At 63.2% G+C, this 13,655-nt stretch carries 11 protein-coding genes and 1 pseudogene; 7 read left to right on the top strand and 5 right to left on the bottom strand.

The annotated features are described in order from the left end of the window. The 6 genes and pseudogenes from AC52Q4_RS15995 to AC52Q4_RS16020 all read left to right on the top strand — a co-directional run. Positions 1-110, top strand: a pseudogene (locus AC52Q4_RS15995) (IS5/IS1182 family transposase); the annotation flags it as partial. Positions 111-433: 323 nt separating this feature from the next. Then, complete coding sequence (locus tag AC52Q4_RS16000; RefSeq protein WP_495537796.1) at positions 434-1,633, top strand: glycosyltransferase; 1,200 nt, start codon at positions 434-436, stop codon at positions 1,631-1,633. Further along, entirely contained in the window at positions 1,579-2,790 is a 1,212-nt protein-coding gene (locus AC52Q4_RS16005) for a hypothetical protein (protein ID WP_495537797.1), read from the top strand. The genes AC52Q4_RS16000 and AC52Q4_RS16005 overlap by 55 nt, the downstream gene beginning before the upstream one ends. Further along, positions 2,787-4,256, top strand: coding sequence for an MOP flippase family protein (locus AC52Q4_RS16010; protein ID WP_495537798.1), 1,470 nt, complete (start codon positions 2,787-2,789; stop codon positions 4,254-4,256). Before AC52Q4_RS16005 ends, AC52Q4_RS16010 begins: the two co-directional genes overlap by 4 nt. Positions 4,257-4,374: 118 nt before the next feature. Further along, complete coding sequence (locus AC52Q4_RS16015; RefSeq protein WP_495537799.1) at positions 4,375-5,247, top strand: glycosyltransferase family 2 protein; 873 nt, start codon at positions 4,375-4,377, stop codon at positions 5,245-5,247. Between the two features lie 31 nt (positions 5,248-5,278). Further along, entirely contained in the window at positions 5,279-6,211 is a 933-nt protein-coding gene (locus AC52Q4_RS16020; RefSeq protein WP_495537800.1) for a glycosyltransferase family 2 protein, read from the top strand. A 130-nt stretch (positions 6,212-6,341) separates the two neighbouring features. Here the strand turns inward: AC52Q4_RS16020 and AC52Q4_RS16025 are convergent, their stop codons facing one another. The 4 genes from AC52Q4_RS16025 to AC52Q4_RS16040 all read right to left on the bottom strand — a co-directional run bounded on the left by AC52Q4_RS16025 (position 6,342) and on the right by AC52Q4_RS16040 (position 11,347). After that, the gene (locus tag AC52Q4_RS16025) at positions 6,342-7,499 is read right to left on the bottom strand and encodes a glycosyltransferase family 4 protein (RefSeq protein WP_495537801.1); all 1,158 of its coding nucleotides are present in this window, start codon (positions 7,497-7,499) and stop codon (positions 6,342-6,344) included. Positions 7,500-7,612: 113 nt separating this feature from the next. Further along, complete coding sequence (locus AC52Q4_RS16030; protein WP_495537802.1) at positions 7,613-8,674, bottom strand: cytochrome-c peroxidase; 1,062 nt, start codon at positions 8,672-8,674, stop codon at positions 7,613-7,615. 184 nt (positions 8,675-8,858) lie between these two features. Then, on the bottom strand, positions 8,859-10,610 hold the full coding sequence (locus tag AC52Q4_RS16035) for a SulP family inorganic anion transporter (protein ID WP_495537803.1): 1,752 nt from the start codon (positions 10,608-10,610) through the stop codon (positions 8,859-8,861). Beyond that, entirely contained in the window at positions 10,610-11,347 is a 738-nt protein-coding gene (locus AC52Q4_RS16040; RefSeq protein ID WP_495537804.1) for an MBL fold metallo-hydrolase, read from the bottom strand. The genes AC52Q4_RS16035 and AC52Q4_RS16040 overlap by 1 nt, the downstream gene beginning before the upstream one ends. 96 nt (positions 11,348-11,443) lie before the next feature. Between AC52Q4_RS16040 and AC52Q4_RS16045 the strand changes: the two genes are divergently transcribed. Then, positions 11,444-12,688 carry an NAD(P)/FAD-dependent oxidoreductase gene (locus AC52Q4_RS16045; protein ID WP_495537805.1) on the top strand — a complete coding sequence of 415 codons (1,245 nt, stop codon included), beginning with the start codon at positions 11,444-11,446 and terminating at the stop codon, positions 12,686-12,688. A gap of 394 nt (positions 12,689-13,082) precedes the next feature. Here AC52Q4_RS16045 and AC52Q4_RS16050 read toward each other — a convergent pair whose 3' ends face one another. Continuing rightward, positions 13,083-13,628 carry a thermonuclease family protein gene (locus AC52Q4_RS16050; protein ID WP_495537806.1) on the bottom strand — a complete coding sequence of 182 codons (546 nt, stop codon included), beginning with the start codon at positions 13,626-13,628 and terminating at the stop codon, positions 13,083-13,085. Between the last annotated feature and the right edge of the window lie 27 nt (positions 13,629-13,655).

Below are 13,655 nucleotides of genomic sequence, written 5' to 3' on the forward strand. Positions count from 1 at the left end.
TCTTTAACCGGCTCAAGCAATTCCGCCGGATAGCGACCCGCTATGAAAAACTCGCCGCACATTTTGCTGCCATGGTCAGGTGTGCGTGCATTGTGCTCTGGCTCGCTTAAATGTGAACACGACCTAGAGCGCTTGGTTGTGAGCAGGGGAATATCCGACTCGTCTGGAAAACCGCGCCGGGTCATGAAACTGTGACCTCGGGTGGCGTATCTCTTGGGCAAAGGAGGAGATACTTGCATGGGCAGAGGAGCATCGCCGCGTGCCGGCCAGCGCTATGGCAGCGATGAGCCCGGCGATGTTAGCGTCGTCAAGCTAATCCGCATTGATTCATCGCACTTCAGCGTGGATGGCACCGTGAAACGCAAAGCGTCTGAAACCGCGCGCAACTTTCCGACAACCCGGACTGCGCATTACCCGAGGCCTTGCGTGGCGTATGACGATGCAACGCGCGGTGGAAGCACAAGCCGCCAACCGCAAGCGGGTGCTGGTAATCGCGCCGAAGCTCCTGCCGTGGTCGGAGACGTTCATCAAGGAGCAGGCGCGAACGATGCGGCGTTGGCAGCCGATATTGGTCGGTGATCGCCTTGTAGAGGATGGACTGCCACTGGACGGTCACGAGATCAGGCTGCTTACACCACGCGAGAAAGGCAGGTTCTATCGCTGGTCTTACGTCGCATACCGTCTGTTGTCCATTGCGCATCCCCCCAGTGTCAGGTTGCTGCGATCCGCGAACGCCTCACTCGTACATGCGCACTTCGGTACGACGGCTGTCGATGTCTGGCCGCTGGTGGCTGCGCTCGGGCTGCCCATGCTGGTCACGCTGCACGGTTTCGATATCAACATCTACCGCCGATGGTGGGAAGAAGGCCAGGGTGGCTGGCTGCGTCGACGCTATCCGCGGCAACTGCTCGATTTGGCCGCGCAGCCCAATGTGCACTTCATTGCGGTGTCCAAGGCGATTCAGCGAAGCGCCATTGCATACGGCATCCCCGAGGATAAGCTTATCGTGCGCCATATCGGTGTGGACACGGCAAGATTTCACCCGGGCCCAGTGCCCCTCGCGCAGCGCAAAGCGCGCATATTGTTCGTCGGCAGGCTGGTAGAGAAAAAAGGTGTTGAATTCCTGATCCGCGCGTTTGCCCGCATTCTTAAGGATGTGCCGAATGCCGAGCTGGTGATCGTGGGGGATGGGCCCCTGCGCTCAGGCTTGGAAAATTTGGCAAAATCCCTCGATGTGCCCGTGGAATTTCTCGGCGCCATTCCCAATGCGCTCGTCCGTGAGCAAACGCAGCAGGCGCGGATTTTTTGCCTGCCCAGCATCACGGCGAGCAACGGTGATGCCGAAGGCCTACCGACCGTGGTTCTGGAAGCCCAGGCAGGAGGTCTCGCTGTCATCACCTCCGCGCGCGGTGCCGTTGAAGAGGCCGTCATGGACCGGGAAACGGGTATATGTTTCAACGAGAAAGACTCGGACGGCCTGGCAACCAATCTCATCAATCTTCTCACATCGCCGTCGCATCTGGCCTCTCTGTCCAGGCTTGCACGCGAGTCGGTGACGGCCACATTCGATATCAACCGGTGTACACGCGCCCTGGAGGACGTGTACGCGCGTTGCGCGAGCATGCACGAATGACCGGCATTTTCTATGAGATCGGACCCCTGAAAATCGAGCTGCGCGGCCACGGACCGATTCACGCGGCCGTTCGATGCGAGCTCGCTCCGATGATCTCGAAGGTCGGCGGTGCCGACATTGTCTTCGATTTCACCGCCGTGGATGGGCAAGCAGCCGATGGCGTCATCTCTGAATTGATCACGACGGATGGTTCGGGTTTTCATGCGCAACACTCCGGTCTGCGCTATAGATTCGAACGCGCATCGACTGGTACTTACCTCATAACGGTCAACCCGACAGGCACCTATGCTGGTCTTTGGGAAAGAATGGCAGCGCGTGGTTACCGGCTGCTGAACTGGAACTATCTCAGTCCGGCGGAAACGATCGCCAAGAATTTCATCTACGATCTCTTCGACTACAGCACGCAGCTGGCCCTACTGGAGAAGGGTGCCACGTATATCCATGCGAGCGCTGTCGCCAAGGACGGGCAGGCCGTTCTACTGGCGGGCCGGGGCGGCGTGGGTAAGAGCGCCTTTATGCTCAAGTCCGTTCTGGAACAGGGATGGTGTTATCTCAGTGACGACCTTGCCGTTATCGATGCGGATGCCGTCATTTGGCGAACGCCGAAGAAAATGCAGATCTATGGATACAACACGGTGGAGGAGCCGGTTGTCCGCGAACGCCTTCTCGCTGGGCGGTCCATCCTCGACCTGGCGGCCTGGCATGCGCGGTTTCTGCTGAAAGGCGGGAAACGAGTCAGAAGACGAACCGCCGCTGACGATCTCTTCGGGGCCAGTCACACGAGCAAATCCGCGCCGCTCGTTCGGGCGATTTTCTTGGAACGTCATCGCTCGGCCGAAGTGGCCGTCAAGGCAATGAGCGTCGATGAGTTCGCCTACCGGTGCGCGACCGTCCTGGTCGGCGAGTTATCTCCTTATTCCGAGATAGCGATCGCTGAGCACTCGGCGAACTCAACTCCGCTTCTTCCGGCGGTTGCGGAGCTTCACGACAGAACCTATCAAATTCTCAGGAATGCGCTCGAATCCCAGAGACCCTTGCTCGTGCAGGCGCCAGCGTCCATGTCGCCCGCCGGGCTCAGTGCCTGCCTCAGTTCCGTATTACGCCAGCGGCAGGATCATGAGCCGGAAGGGTATCGGATCCGATCGGGCAAGCCGTGAGCCTAAGGCAAGCGGCATTTTCCGCGGGGCGCTGGACGGCCGGTTCAGCGGCTGTTGTCTCCTTGCTGCAGTTGCTGCAAACGGTGGTATTGGCGCGACTCCTCCTTCCTTCCGAATTCGGGCTGATGGCCGTCGCGGCGGCGGTATTAGGCGTTCTCTCGTTGATGGTGGATCTCGGTCTGAGTCAGGCACTGATCCACTACCACGAGGTTCCCGCGCGGGATCGATCCAGTTTGTACTGGGTGAATGTGGTCTTGGCGATTGCGCTGATGAGCGTACTGATCGCGGCCGCTCCGGTGCTCGGCCGGATATACCATTCCGAGGCGTTGGTTGCGGTACTGCAATGGGCGAGCCTCATTTTTCCGCTAAGCGCATTCGGTCAGCAGTTGCGTGCGCTGGCCCAGAAGGAGCTGAGGTTCGCCGAATTGGCGGGTATCGAAATCGCTGCCACGCTCGTTGGTTTTACCGTCGCCGTGGTTTTTGCATTGCTCGGCGCCGGCGTGTACGCATTGGTTGCGGCCAGCCTGGCGAGCGCCGCAAGCAGCTCAGCGCTTGCATGGCTGCTACTGCCGCCGCGCTACCGCCCCTCGACTCGCCTGCGCTTCCCGGAAACGAGGTCCTATGTCCGTTTCGGGGTCTATTTGGTCGGCGAGAGCTTGGTGAATTCGATTCGCCGGGATTCGGATTTATTCATTGGCGGCCTTGTGCTCGGCCCACCCGCGATGGGCATCTATTCGGTACCGCGCGGTTTGAGCCTTCGTCTGGCGATGGTCATCAACCCGATCGTCACGCGGGTCGGATTCCCTGTAATGGCGCGCGTCAAAGGCGACCGTGAACGCCTCAAGTCCATTTATCTGCAGACCCTACGCTTGACCGCCTCGGTTAATTTTCCGATTTATGTTGGCCTGGGTCTGTTCGCCGATCAGATCGTGGCGCTGCTCTATGGCGCACAGTGGCAGGAGGCCGGTGTCTACTTACGCATATTGGCTGCCTGGGGGCTCATCCGCTCCACGGGCAACCCGGTGGGCAGCCTGCTATACGCCGCTGGGCGCGTCCAACGCGCGTTCTGGTGGAACCTCGGCCTGCTGCTGATTTTGCCGCCGCTGTATTGGGTCGCCGTATGGGATTTCGGGCTGACCGGTCTGGCATCAGGCATGGCGCTGATTCAACTCGGCGTTGTCCTGCCCGCGTGGCGGTTTCTGGTGCGTCCCTGCTGTGGTGCCGGGCTTGGCGAGTTCCTGCGGCAGTTCTTGGTGCCGCTATGGATTGCTATTGTCGCCGGGCTGATCGCATGGCTCGCCAGCCGCGGCCTCGAACATGACTCCGTGCGCCTGACGGTGGGGCTCGTCACCGGGGCGGCGAGCTATCTGGCACTGAGCGCCGCGTTCAACCGTCGCTGGATAGACGCCATGAGCGAGTTCGTTCGCGGTGCGCGCAAGCGTGCCGAATACAACCCGCTGAATTGATCGTCAACCGGAAGGACTGGACGTAGCGGGAGCGGATGTCTGGGCCGGTCTGATCAATGCCGGATTGAGCGTGGCCTGAAACGCGATGGATTGGGCGCAGAACGTGAGAAGCAACCCGATGCCTGATGTCACTGTCATCGTCCCTGTGTTCAACGACGCAGCCGGCGTCCTTTCATGCTTGGGCGCGCTGGCCGGGCAGACCTATCCCGCCGATCGATTCGAGGTCGTCATTGTTGACAATGGATCGACTCCGCCTCTTATCCTGCCCGAAACCTTTGCGTTCACCGTGCGGGTGACGCGGTGCGAAACGCCAGGGTCCTACGCGGCTCGCAACGCGGGCGTCAAAGCAGCGGCAGGGAAAATTCTGGCATTCACGGATGCGGATTGCATCCCGCGGCCGGAATGGATCGAACAGGGGGTGATCCGGCTGTCGCGGGAAGGGGGGCGATGTATCGTCGGCGGTGAGGTCCGCATCGTCGAGCCTGCCGAACGCCGGGGTGTCAGCCTTTATCAATTTGTTACCGGGTTTTCGCAGCGGGAGAATATCGAGCAGAAGGGGTTTTCGGCAACGGCCAATTTGTTTTGCCCGGTGCGCGAATTCATGGCGTCGGGGCCTTTCGATGAGCGGCTGCTCTCCGGTGGCGACCGGGAATGGGCATGGCGCTCGGCTCGGTCGGGATTCCGTGTTGTGTTCGAAAAGCACGCCGTCGTAGAGACCCGGCCGAGGACCTCGTTGCGGGCCGCGATACGCCAGGCACGCCGCGTCGCCGCCGGCCGAAAATTTCTGCGTGAGCATGGCTTGGACCACATTGGCCCGCAGGCGCTTGCACCCCACCGCTCGCCGCTGCAATCCATCCGTTGGATCCTGCGGCAGAGGCAGCTTTCCTGGTGGGAGCGCATCAAGGTGCTGCAGGCAGCAACCCTCCTCAAGGGTGCCGGGCACATAGAGGCCATGCGGTTGCATTTCGGCGGCAGCGCGGAGCGACGGTGAAACTGCGTTCAGTTGGGCGGAAAAGCTTGATATGACGAATTATTCGGCCCTCACCAGCATCGTCATTCCCTGCTATCGCGATGCGTCGGGCGCTATCCGCGCGGTTTCTGCTCTGTTGGCAATGCTGGGGGAGGCGGCGCGTCGGCAAACGCAGCTCCTTGTCATTGATGATGGCTCGCAGGACGACAGCGCCTTGCGTATCAGCAACGCCGTCGGTAGCGAGGCGCAGGTGCTGGCGCTGGAGACGAACCGCGGCCGCGCCAGCGCGCGCAACATCGGCGTGCGAGAGGCGGTCGGAGAATACGTCGTCTTCATGGACTGCGACTGCACTCCGTTGACGGACATCGTGCAAGCGCACACGCGAGCGCTCGCTGACGGCGTCGTTGCATCGGCGGGAAGCGTGCATGGATCAGGCGACAACGGCTTCTGGGACCGTTACCAGCGAGCGGTCAGTCGACGGCGCGAGCGTCTGCACGATCACGGTGTCAGCTTCTCCGGCAGCTCCCAGAATCTGGCCGTGCGGCGAAGCGAATTCCTTGCCGTTGGAGGTTTCGACCAGGCCTACGAGCGTTATGGCTTCGAGGACCGGGATTTGCTCATCCGACTGGCGCAGCGCGGTAATATCGCCCTGAACCGCGCAGCCATCGTGCAACACCATGACCGACTCACGCTTATGGGGGTGTGCCGGAAAATGACCGAGACGGGACGTTACTCCTCCGGGCGCTTTCGGCAGAAGTTTCCGGATGAGTACCGTGTGCTCGGGTACGAGGCGGCCGATGTGGCCAATACGACCCGGCCTTGGCTGCGCGGGGTGGCCTCGGTCGGCTCGGGGCTGATCAAGCCGGCGGCCGCGGCGTTCGATACGCTCGAACGCCGCTTACGACTGCCGCTGTGGCTGGGTGCGCCGGTGGTGAGGGGGCTTTCCGGTCTGGCCTATCTGCACGGGACGGCTCTGCGCGAGTGACACGCCAGGCGGATGAGTGCTTCCGTCGGGCGTCGACGTGGCCTCGGCTCCACAACCTTGATTCCGGCGGTTGTGCAATGGCTCTCCGCAGCTTGCCGATTGAGTTCGAGCGATTAATCGCAATCCGTGGCTATGACTGCGCGAGGCGCAGCAAGGCGCGCAGCCGCTCGCCGAACTTGGGCCATGCAAAGCCCTCGGCGAAACGAAGGCGAGCCGTTCGCTCAGCGGGCGTGGCGGGTTGCCTCAGCTCGGCGATCATGGCTTGAGCAAAGCGCGCATTGTCGCCTACCGGAACGAGCCGGCCGGACAGGCCGTCCGCGAGCGCATCGGGTACCCCACCCACGGCAAAAGCGACGGTGGGCAGGCCGTGCGCCGCCGCCTCGAGCGCCACCATGCCGAAACCTTCATTATCGCCCGGCCGTTGTTGCACGGGGAAGATGAGCACGTCGGCGGCAAAGTAAGCCGCATCGAGCTCTGGATCGTTCTGGCCGTATTCCCCGAGGAAATGAACCTTCGATCGCAGCGCCGTTGTCTCCAGGGCCTCGTCGATACGTTCCTGCTCGCCCGTAGTGGGAAGCAACGCGCCGGTAGGCTCCTCACCGATGACGAGCAGGCGGGCGTTTGCGATCTCCGTGGCGATCCGGGGGAAGATGGATCGGATGAAGACGGCAAGTCCCTTGCGGGCCGTGATACGGCCGACATAGAGCATCAGTGGCGCATCACCGAGCCCGTGACGTTCACGGAAAGCGGCGCGTCGTCGCTGGGCGCCGCTCATCTCCGGAAGCGCGACGCCGGGGTGAACGATGGCGATGCGCTCGGGTGCCACACCGGCTGCGCCGGCGAGTTGTTCGGTGAAATGGCTGTTGACCAGCACCCGGTCGCATCGGCGGATGAACGGGTGCCAACACGTGCGATAGAGCGGCTGCCTGGCTTCAATGTCCAAGCCGTGCAGATAGACGATACTGTGCGCGCCGGTGAGCCGTGCCGCGAGCCAGGCAAGCGGAGCCGTCAGACCGCTGCCGGCCAGAATGATCCGGGGGCGCCGCCGCAGTGCCGAGCCGAGCGCCGCGAGCAAAGCGCGCAATAGAAACCAGGGGAGCGGTCTGAGCGGAAGCTCGCGGCCCGTGACCCCCGTTGGGAGCTGCCGGCTGCTGCCCTTCGGACCGATGACGTGAACGCGGTAGTCAGCGCGCAGTTCATCGACGATGTGCCAGACCAGGCGCTCCATGCCACCGATCAGCGGGGGTAGATTGCGGGTAAGGACCAGACAGTCGTGTTGCCCCCTCAAGTGGCCCCCTCTCTGTTTAGCAAGGTGCGCTCGGTCGTTGCAAGCCGGCGGACAGGCAGACAAGCGGTGTCGCGGGGCGCTTCCCGGCGCCCCGCACGTCTGTTTTGCGGTCGTTAATGCTCGGCTGCCGGCTTGGCACTCTCCAGACCGGCGGTCGGTGCCGGTCGCGGCGTATCGGCAACGCTCGGCGGCAGTGCCGGATATGTCCGCTCGGGCTGCTCGCCGGTCAGCGTTGCCAGAAAGGCAGTAATTGTTTCGGCCTCCTCATCGGAGAGCTCGACCCCGAGCTGATGTTTGCCCATCACCTTGACGGCTTCGGAGAGACTCCAGACCTCCCCCGAGTGAAAATAGGGTCGGGTGAGCGCGACATTGCGCAGCGAGGGCACTTTGAAGACGTATTTGTCCGCCTCCTTACCGGTGACGCGCATTCGCCCCGTATCCTCCCGCGGCAGGATATTCTCGGGCGGGAGGCTTACCTGTCCGAATTTGCGGTAATCGGTACCGCCGAATAGCTTGCCGCTGTGGCACGCATTGCAGCCCTTGTCGATGAAGAGCTTCAGTCCGGCACGCTCGGTCTCGTTCAGCGCGGAATCATCGCCTTGCAACCATTGATCGAAGGCGCTTTTGGGCGTGATCAACGTGGACTCGAACGCCGCGATCGCATCCGTCACGTTCTCCAGCGTCACGGGCTCTTCGCTGTTGGGATAGACCGCCTTGAACAGCGCCTGGTAGCCCGGGATGTGGCGCAAGGTATCGACAGAGGCTTTCTGCGTGCTCGCCATCTCGATCGGGTTGGCGATCGGGCCCGCCGCCTGCTCCGCGAGATCGTGCGCGCGGCCGTCCCAGAACTGCTCTGCGTGAAAGACGGCATTGAACGTCGTCGGGGCGTTGCGCGTGCCAAATTTCCAGCCGTGGCCGATTGAGGTTTTTTGCAGGTCGGCGCCGGCGAGACCCAGGTCATGGCAGGAATTGCACGAAATCGCCTGGCTCTGCGAGATACGCCGGTCAAGATAAAGCATCCGCCCGAGTTCCACCTTTTCCGGAGTCAGGCCGGATTGGGCGGGGGGCGACTCCGGGATGATGCCGAAATAACGCTTGGCCTGCGTGCGCAGGTCTTCCGCAGCGGCGGCGAAGGAGAGCAAACAAGCGAGCGAAAAGACAATGGCCACACGCATGGGGCATGCCTCCCTGACTAGACGATATGCGGTTAAATCCGCAACCTAACACGAGTGTGACCCTAGTTTGACCGGCCGGCCCGTCTCTTGCCAGGGCGCGGAGGACAAGATCACGAATGGCGGATTCCAATCTCGGTCCTGCCTCGGTGCCCGCGCGCGTGGTGAAGCGGCAACACCAGCCGGCTTACGGTTGTTTCTCGGGCAGCTCCGCCGCAGGGGTTGGGGCGTCCGTCAGCTGCTCGAAGGCTCGCGCCGCGGTGAGATGGATGCGCCCGCTGATCCGCCGCGCGAGGCGCGTATGGCTCAGGCGGTCCTGCACCGGTCCCTTTACCTCGGCCAGATGCAGAGTGATTCCGGCATCGCGCAGTGCCTCCTCCAGTCGTTCGAGCATCTCCAGGCCGCTCGCGTCGATCGCATTGACGGCGGACATCACCAACAGCAGTTCGCGGGTGACGGGCGCGCCCGCCAATTGCTGCGTGATGAAATCCTCGATTTGACCGGCATTGGCGAAGTAAATGCTCTCGTCGATGCGCACGGCCAGCACACGCGGGTTCGTCTTCACCGTGTGACGCTTGACGTTGCGGAAATGCTCGGTGCCGGGAATCCGCCCGACCACGGCGATGTGAGGGTGACCGGTGCGCCATAGATACAGTGCGAGCGACAGGCCGATTCCCATCAGCAATCCGAACTCGATACCCAGGCCGAGCACGGCTAGAAAAGTCACCGCCAAGGCGGCACCGTCGCCGTGATCGTAGGCCCAGACTCGGCGTGCGCCGTTCAAATCGATCAGCTGTGCCACGGCGACGACGATGATTGCCGAGAGCACCGCATCCGGCAGGTAGTAGAGCCAATCCGTGAAGAAAAGCGCGACCACGCCGATCAGTCCGGCGCTGATGAGGCCGGCGAGTTGGGTATGGGCGCCGAGGTCGAAGTTGACCACCGAGCGGGAGAAACCGCCGGCGACCGGCAGGGTTCCGGCGAACGCGGCGGCGAGATTGCTCGCGCCAAGACCGATGAGCTCGCGGTTGGCGTCGACCTTCTGCCGCCGGCGCGCTGCCAGCACCTTGGCTACCGACACACTCTCCACATAGCCTACCAGGGCAATGAGCATCGCCGATGGCAGCAACTCACGCCAGCCGGGTGTGGCGAGGAAGTCAAAGGAGGGCATCGGCAGCCCCGCCGGCACGGCGCCGACGACGGCCAGCCCGTAGGCGTCGTCGGCATCGAGCATCGCCGCGGCCAGTGTGGCAAGAATGATCACGAGAAGCGGTACGGTGCGTGAGGCCAATGTGGCCTGTCGGTCTGTCATGCCGAGCCGCTGCAGCACATGCGCGAGCGGGCCGCGCCCGGCGAGCAGCAGCACGAGTGCCGTCACGCTGAATGCCAAAGTCATACCGTGGACTTCATGGAAGCGGCTCAGCGGCGTGCGCAGCGTTTCGAGCAGGTCGGCGCGCCCGAGATCGAGGGCGGTCAAGTGCTTGAGCTGGCTTGTGATGATCAGTACCGCGGCGCCGCCGGTAAACCCGGCGAGCACGGGGTGGCTGATGAAATTGACCAGCACCCCGAGCCGAAGCACACCCAGGAGCAAAAGGAGCATTCCACCCTCGGCGGCGAGGATGACGGCGCCGTTGAGCCAAAGCTGGCGGTCGCCACCACTGTAGTCGGTGAGCGCGCTGGCCACCATAAGGGCCAGCACCGCCACGGGCCCTACCGCCAGCACCCGACTGGTGCCGAGCAGGGCATAGGCGAGCGGGGGAACGATCGATGCATATAATCCCATCTCTGGCGGCAGGCCCGCGAGCAGGGCATAGGCCATACTCTGCGGTACCAGCAGCACGGCGGCGATGCCGCCGGCGATCGCATCGTCCGCCCAGCCGCCGCGATCGGCGGCTCGAAGGTCCGCGAACAGGGGCAGCAGACGCGCCAGCGCTTTCATTACCTGGCAGCACGGCCCTCGGCGGGGTTCGACGCGCTCTGCCCGCAGGCCAGGTTGGCCGGCACCGCGACGTCCATCATCCGGGGGTCGGGCAGATTCAGGTTGCGCATGATCTCGGCGTATTGCTCAGCGCTCTTGCCGGCGAGGCGCGGGTTGAAGCGTCGCTCTTCCCAGATCGTGGAGACCGTGAATCCTTTATAATCGTGCGCAGGGTAGACGTGCGTTTCCTCATCCAGGGCAAAGAGCTTGTTCACGATTGAATCGTAGGACTGGTAAGGATCGCCGCCCTGGAAGTCGGTGCGACCCGAACCACGAATCAGCAGCACGTCTCCGGTGAACACCGCATCGGGACGCTCGCCGCGACCATCGAGCACAAAGCTGAACGACTCGTTGGTATGTCCCGGTGTGTACAGCGCCTTGAGCCGCACCCCGTCGACGTCGATGGTCTCGCCCTCGGAGACGTGTTGCGAGACGCACTCCGCCCGGGTGTGCTCGCCCATCAGGGTCACGCAGCCGGTGGCATCGCGCAGATCGCCGAGCGCGGTAACATGATCGGCGTGCGTGTGCGTGTCGATGGCGCGTAGGAGGCGCAAACCGAGCTGCTCGATGAGGCCGAGATAGATCGGCATTTGTTCCTTGACCGGGTCGATGATCAGCGCTTCCCGGCCCTTGCCGGAGGCGAGCAGATACGTGTAGGTGCTGGATTGCCTGTCGAAGAGTTGACGGAATATCATCATGGCACCTCCCATATATTCCGTTTAGGCATATGCTTATTCCATTGACGAGAATACAGTAGGGCCGGGCGGACAAGCTTTCAAGGCAGGAGATACGATATGACCACTGCGCAAGCAACCCATAAGCGCCACGTGGTAGCCGTCGTCGGCGGCGGCACGGCCGGAGTGTCGGTGGCGGCGGCGCTGCTTCGCCGGCAGCCTGATCTCGACGTCGCGGTGATCGAGCCGAGCGAGGATCATTTCTATCAGCCCGGTTGGACGCTCGTCGGCGGCGGCGATATGAGCGCGAAGCAGACCCGGCGCCGCGAGGCGGACGTGATGCCGCGGCAGGCCACCTGGATCAAGGACGCGGCGGCGTCTTTTCAGCCCGAGGAGAACCGGCTCACCCTGGCCTCCGGGACGACACTCGAGTACCGCTTCCTGGTGGTCGCGCCCGGCCTGCAGATCGACTGGGACGCCATCGATGGGCTCACGCAAACGCTCGGCAAGAACGGCGTGACCTCGAACTATCGCTTCGATCTCGCCCCCTACACTCAGCAACTCGTCGAGTCTTTCGATGGCGGCGAGGCGTTGTTCACGCAACCGGCGATGCCGATCAAATGCGCCGGGGCGCCGCAGAAGGCATTGTACCTCGCCGCGGACACTTTCCGGCGTCGAGGCATCAAGGCCGACATCGGCTTCTACAACCAGGGCGGCGCTATGTTTGGCGTGCCCGCCTATGCTAAGGCGCTGGACAAGGTCATCGCGGGCTACGGCGCCACGCCCTATTTCAAGCACGACCTGGTAGCGGTGGACGGCGATCGGCGCGAGGCCACGTTCCGCACCGAAGGCGGCACGGTGACCCGGCATTTCGACTTGTTGCACGTGGTACCGCCCCAATCGGCACCGGATTTCATCAAGGCGAGTCCGCTCGCCGGCGAGGCCGGCTGGGTCAGCGTGGACAAGCACCGCCTCCGTCACACCCGCTACGACAACGTGTTCGCCCTCGGCGACTGCACCGACACGCCCAATGCCAAGACCATGGCAGCCGTCCGGCGGCAGTTCCCGGTGGTGGTCGCCGGCTTGCTCGAGGCGCTCGGCCACGACGGCGAGACGGGCGAATACGACGGCTATGGGGCGTGCCCGCTGACCACCGAGCACGGCAAGGTGATGTTGGCGGAGTTCCGTTACGGTGGCGAGGTAATGTCGAGCTTTCCGCTCGACCCGCGCGTCCCGCGACGCACGTACTGGGCGTTGAAACGGCACTTTTTCCCCTGGCTGTATTGGAACGTGATGCTCAAGGGTCGCGACTGGAATTGGCCGGAGCACAAGCCACGCCCGTGGCTTACGGAGCAGCCGGCGTAGGCGGCAGCGCAGCGCGCGAGTCTCGCCTCGACCGATTTTGCAAGGCGATCGGCACGCCCGATACGGTGCTGCGGTTCGCCTTGTCCGCGGTGGCCGATACCGCATGGCCGTAAAGGGCAGCATTGTTCCTGCAGCGGCTTGTCGGCCGTAGAGAAACGGTAGAGCGGTAGGCGGTGGTACTCGGGCGGACGGGTGGCAGTTTTGGGCGGGTGCAGGAAGTGATCGGAGTCATGGTGTGTGGCGAGCGATCTGGGGTGAGCGTCCCTGCTCGCGCCACCAACTCCCTTAAGACAAACCTACCGTTTTATAATCGGTTTTTTTGTGGCCCGCATCACAAATTCGTGAGACGAAGGCGAGCGCCTGAATGGCGTTGCCCGGCGGTGCAGGCGCGCCGCTAGTATTGCCTGAATCGTCCGGCCGCTCCCTGGTGACCGCCGAACGGCGGTTCGTCATCGTCTTGGATCGTGCGCTCGCCATATCGGCGTGCGGGCCATTCCCACGGCACGATGAACGCGCCTGCCCAGAGCCCCGCCCGCACGGTTTTGGCTTGCTCTTCCTCGTCGGTGTAATCGAGGCGCTCCTGACGAGCGGCAAGCGCCCAGCCGTGACGGACCATCCAGGCGTTGAGTTCCTGTTCCTGGTGGGCGCAGGTGGCGAGCAGGTGCCCTCGGTCGTCGCGCGCCTCGCCCCGGCAGCGTACGCGCCGCGCCCCGATGACTTCGGCCAGCGCCGCGGCGGCGGCTTGCCCGCAAGGCCAGCGGGAACGATCGAGGCGGTAACAGTGCTGAGCGCTTTCCGGAGCATCGATGCCGTGCAGGCGGATCCGCTGCCCATCAATAACCAACGTATCGCCGTCCACCACGGAGGCGATGCCGGTCAGCGTCTCGGCCATCACGAGGCTAGGCAGCACGAGTGCAAGGACAAGGCAGAGGCATCGCATGCGGTTTCGCACCCTTGAACGCGCTCC

This window comes from Nitrococcus sp. (genome assembly GCF_059432795.1).

Bases quoted from the DNA above. Each gene is read 5' to 3' on its own strand.
- AC52Q4_RS16000 (WP_495537796.1), top strand. From the start codon at position 434: ATGACGATGCAACGCGCGGTGGAAGCACAAGCCGCCAACCGCAAGCGG.
- AC52Q4_RS16015 (WP_495537799.1), top strand. From the start codon at position 4,375: ATGCCTGATGTCACTGTCATCGTCCCTGTGTTCAACGACGCAGCCGGC.
- AC52Q4_RS16020 (WP_495537800.1), top strand. From the start codon at position 5,279: ATGACGAATTATTCGGCCCTCACCAGCATCGTCATTCCCTGCTATCGC.
- AC52Q4_RS16030 (WP_495537802.1), bottom strand. From the start codon at position 8,674: ATGCGTGTGGCCATTGTCTTTTCGCTCGCTTGTTTGCTCTCCTTCGCC.
- AC52Q4_RS16035 (WP_495537803.1), bottom strand. From the start codon at position 10,610: ATGAAAGCGCTGGCGCGTCTGCTGCCCCTGTTCGCGGACCTTCGAGCC.
- AC52Q4_RS16040 (WP_495537804.1), bottom strand. From the start codon at position 11,347: ATGATGATATTCCGTCAACTCTTCGACAGGCAATCCAGCACCTACACG.
- AC52Q4_RS16045 (WP_495537805.1), top strand. From the start codon at position 11,444: ATGACCACTGCGCAAGCAACCCATAAGCGCCACGTGGTAGCCGTCGTC.
- AC52Q4_RS16050 (WP_495537806.1), bottom strand. From the start codon at position 13,628: ATGCGATGCCTCTGCCTTGTCCTTGCACTCGTGCTGCCTAGCCTCGTG.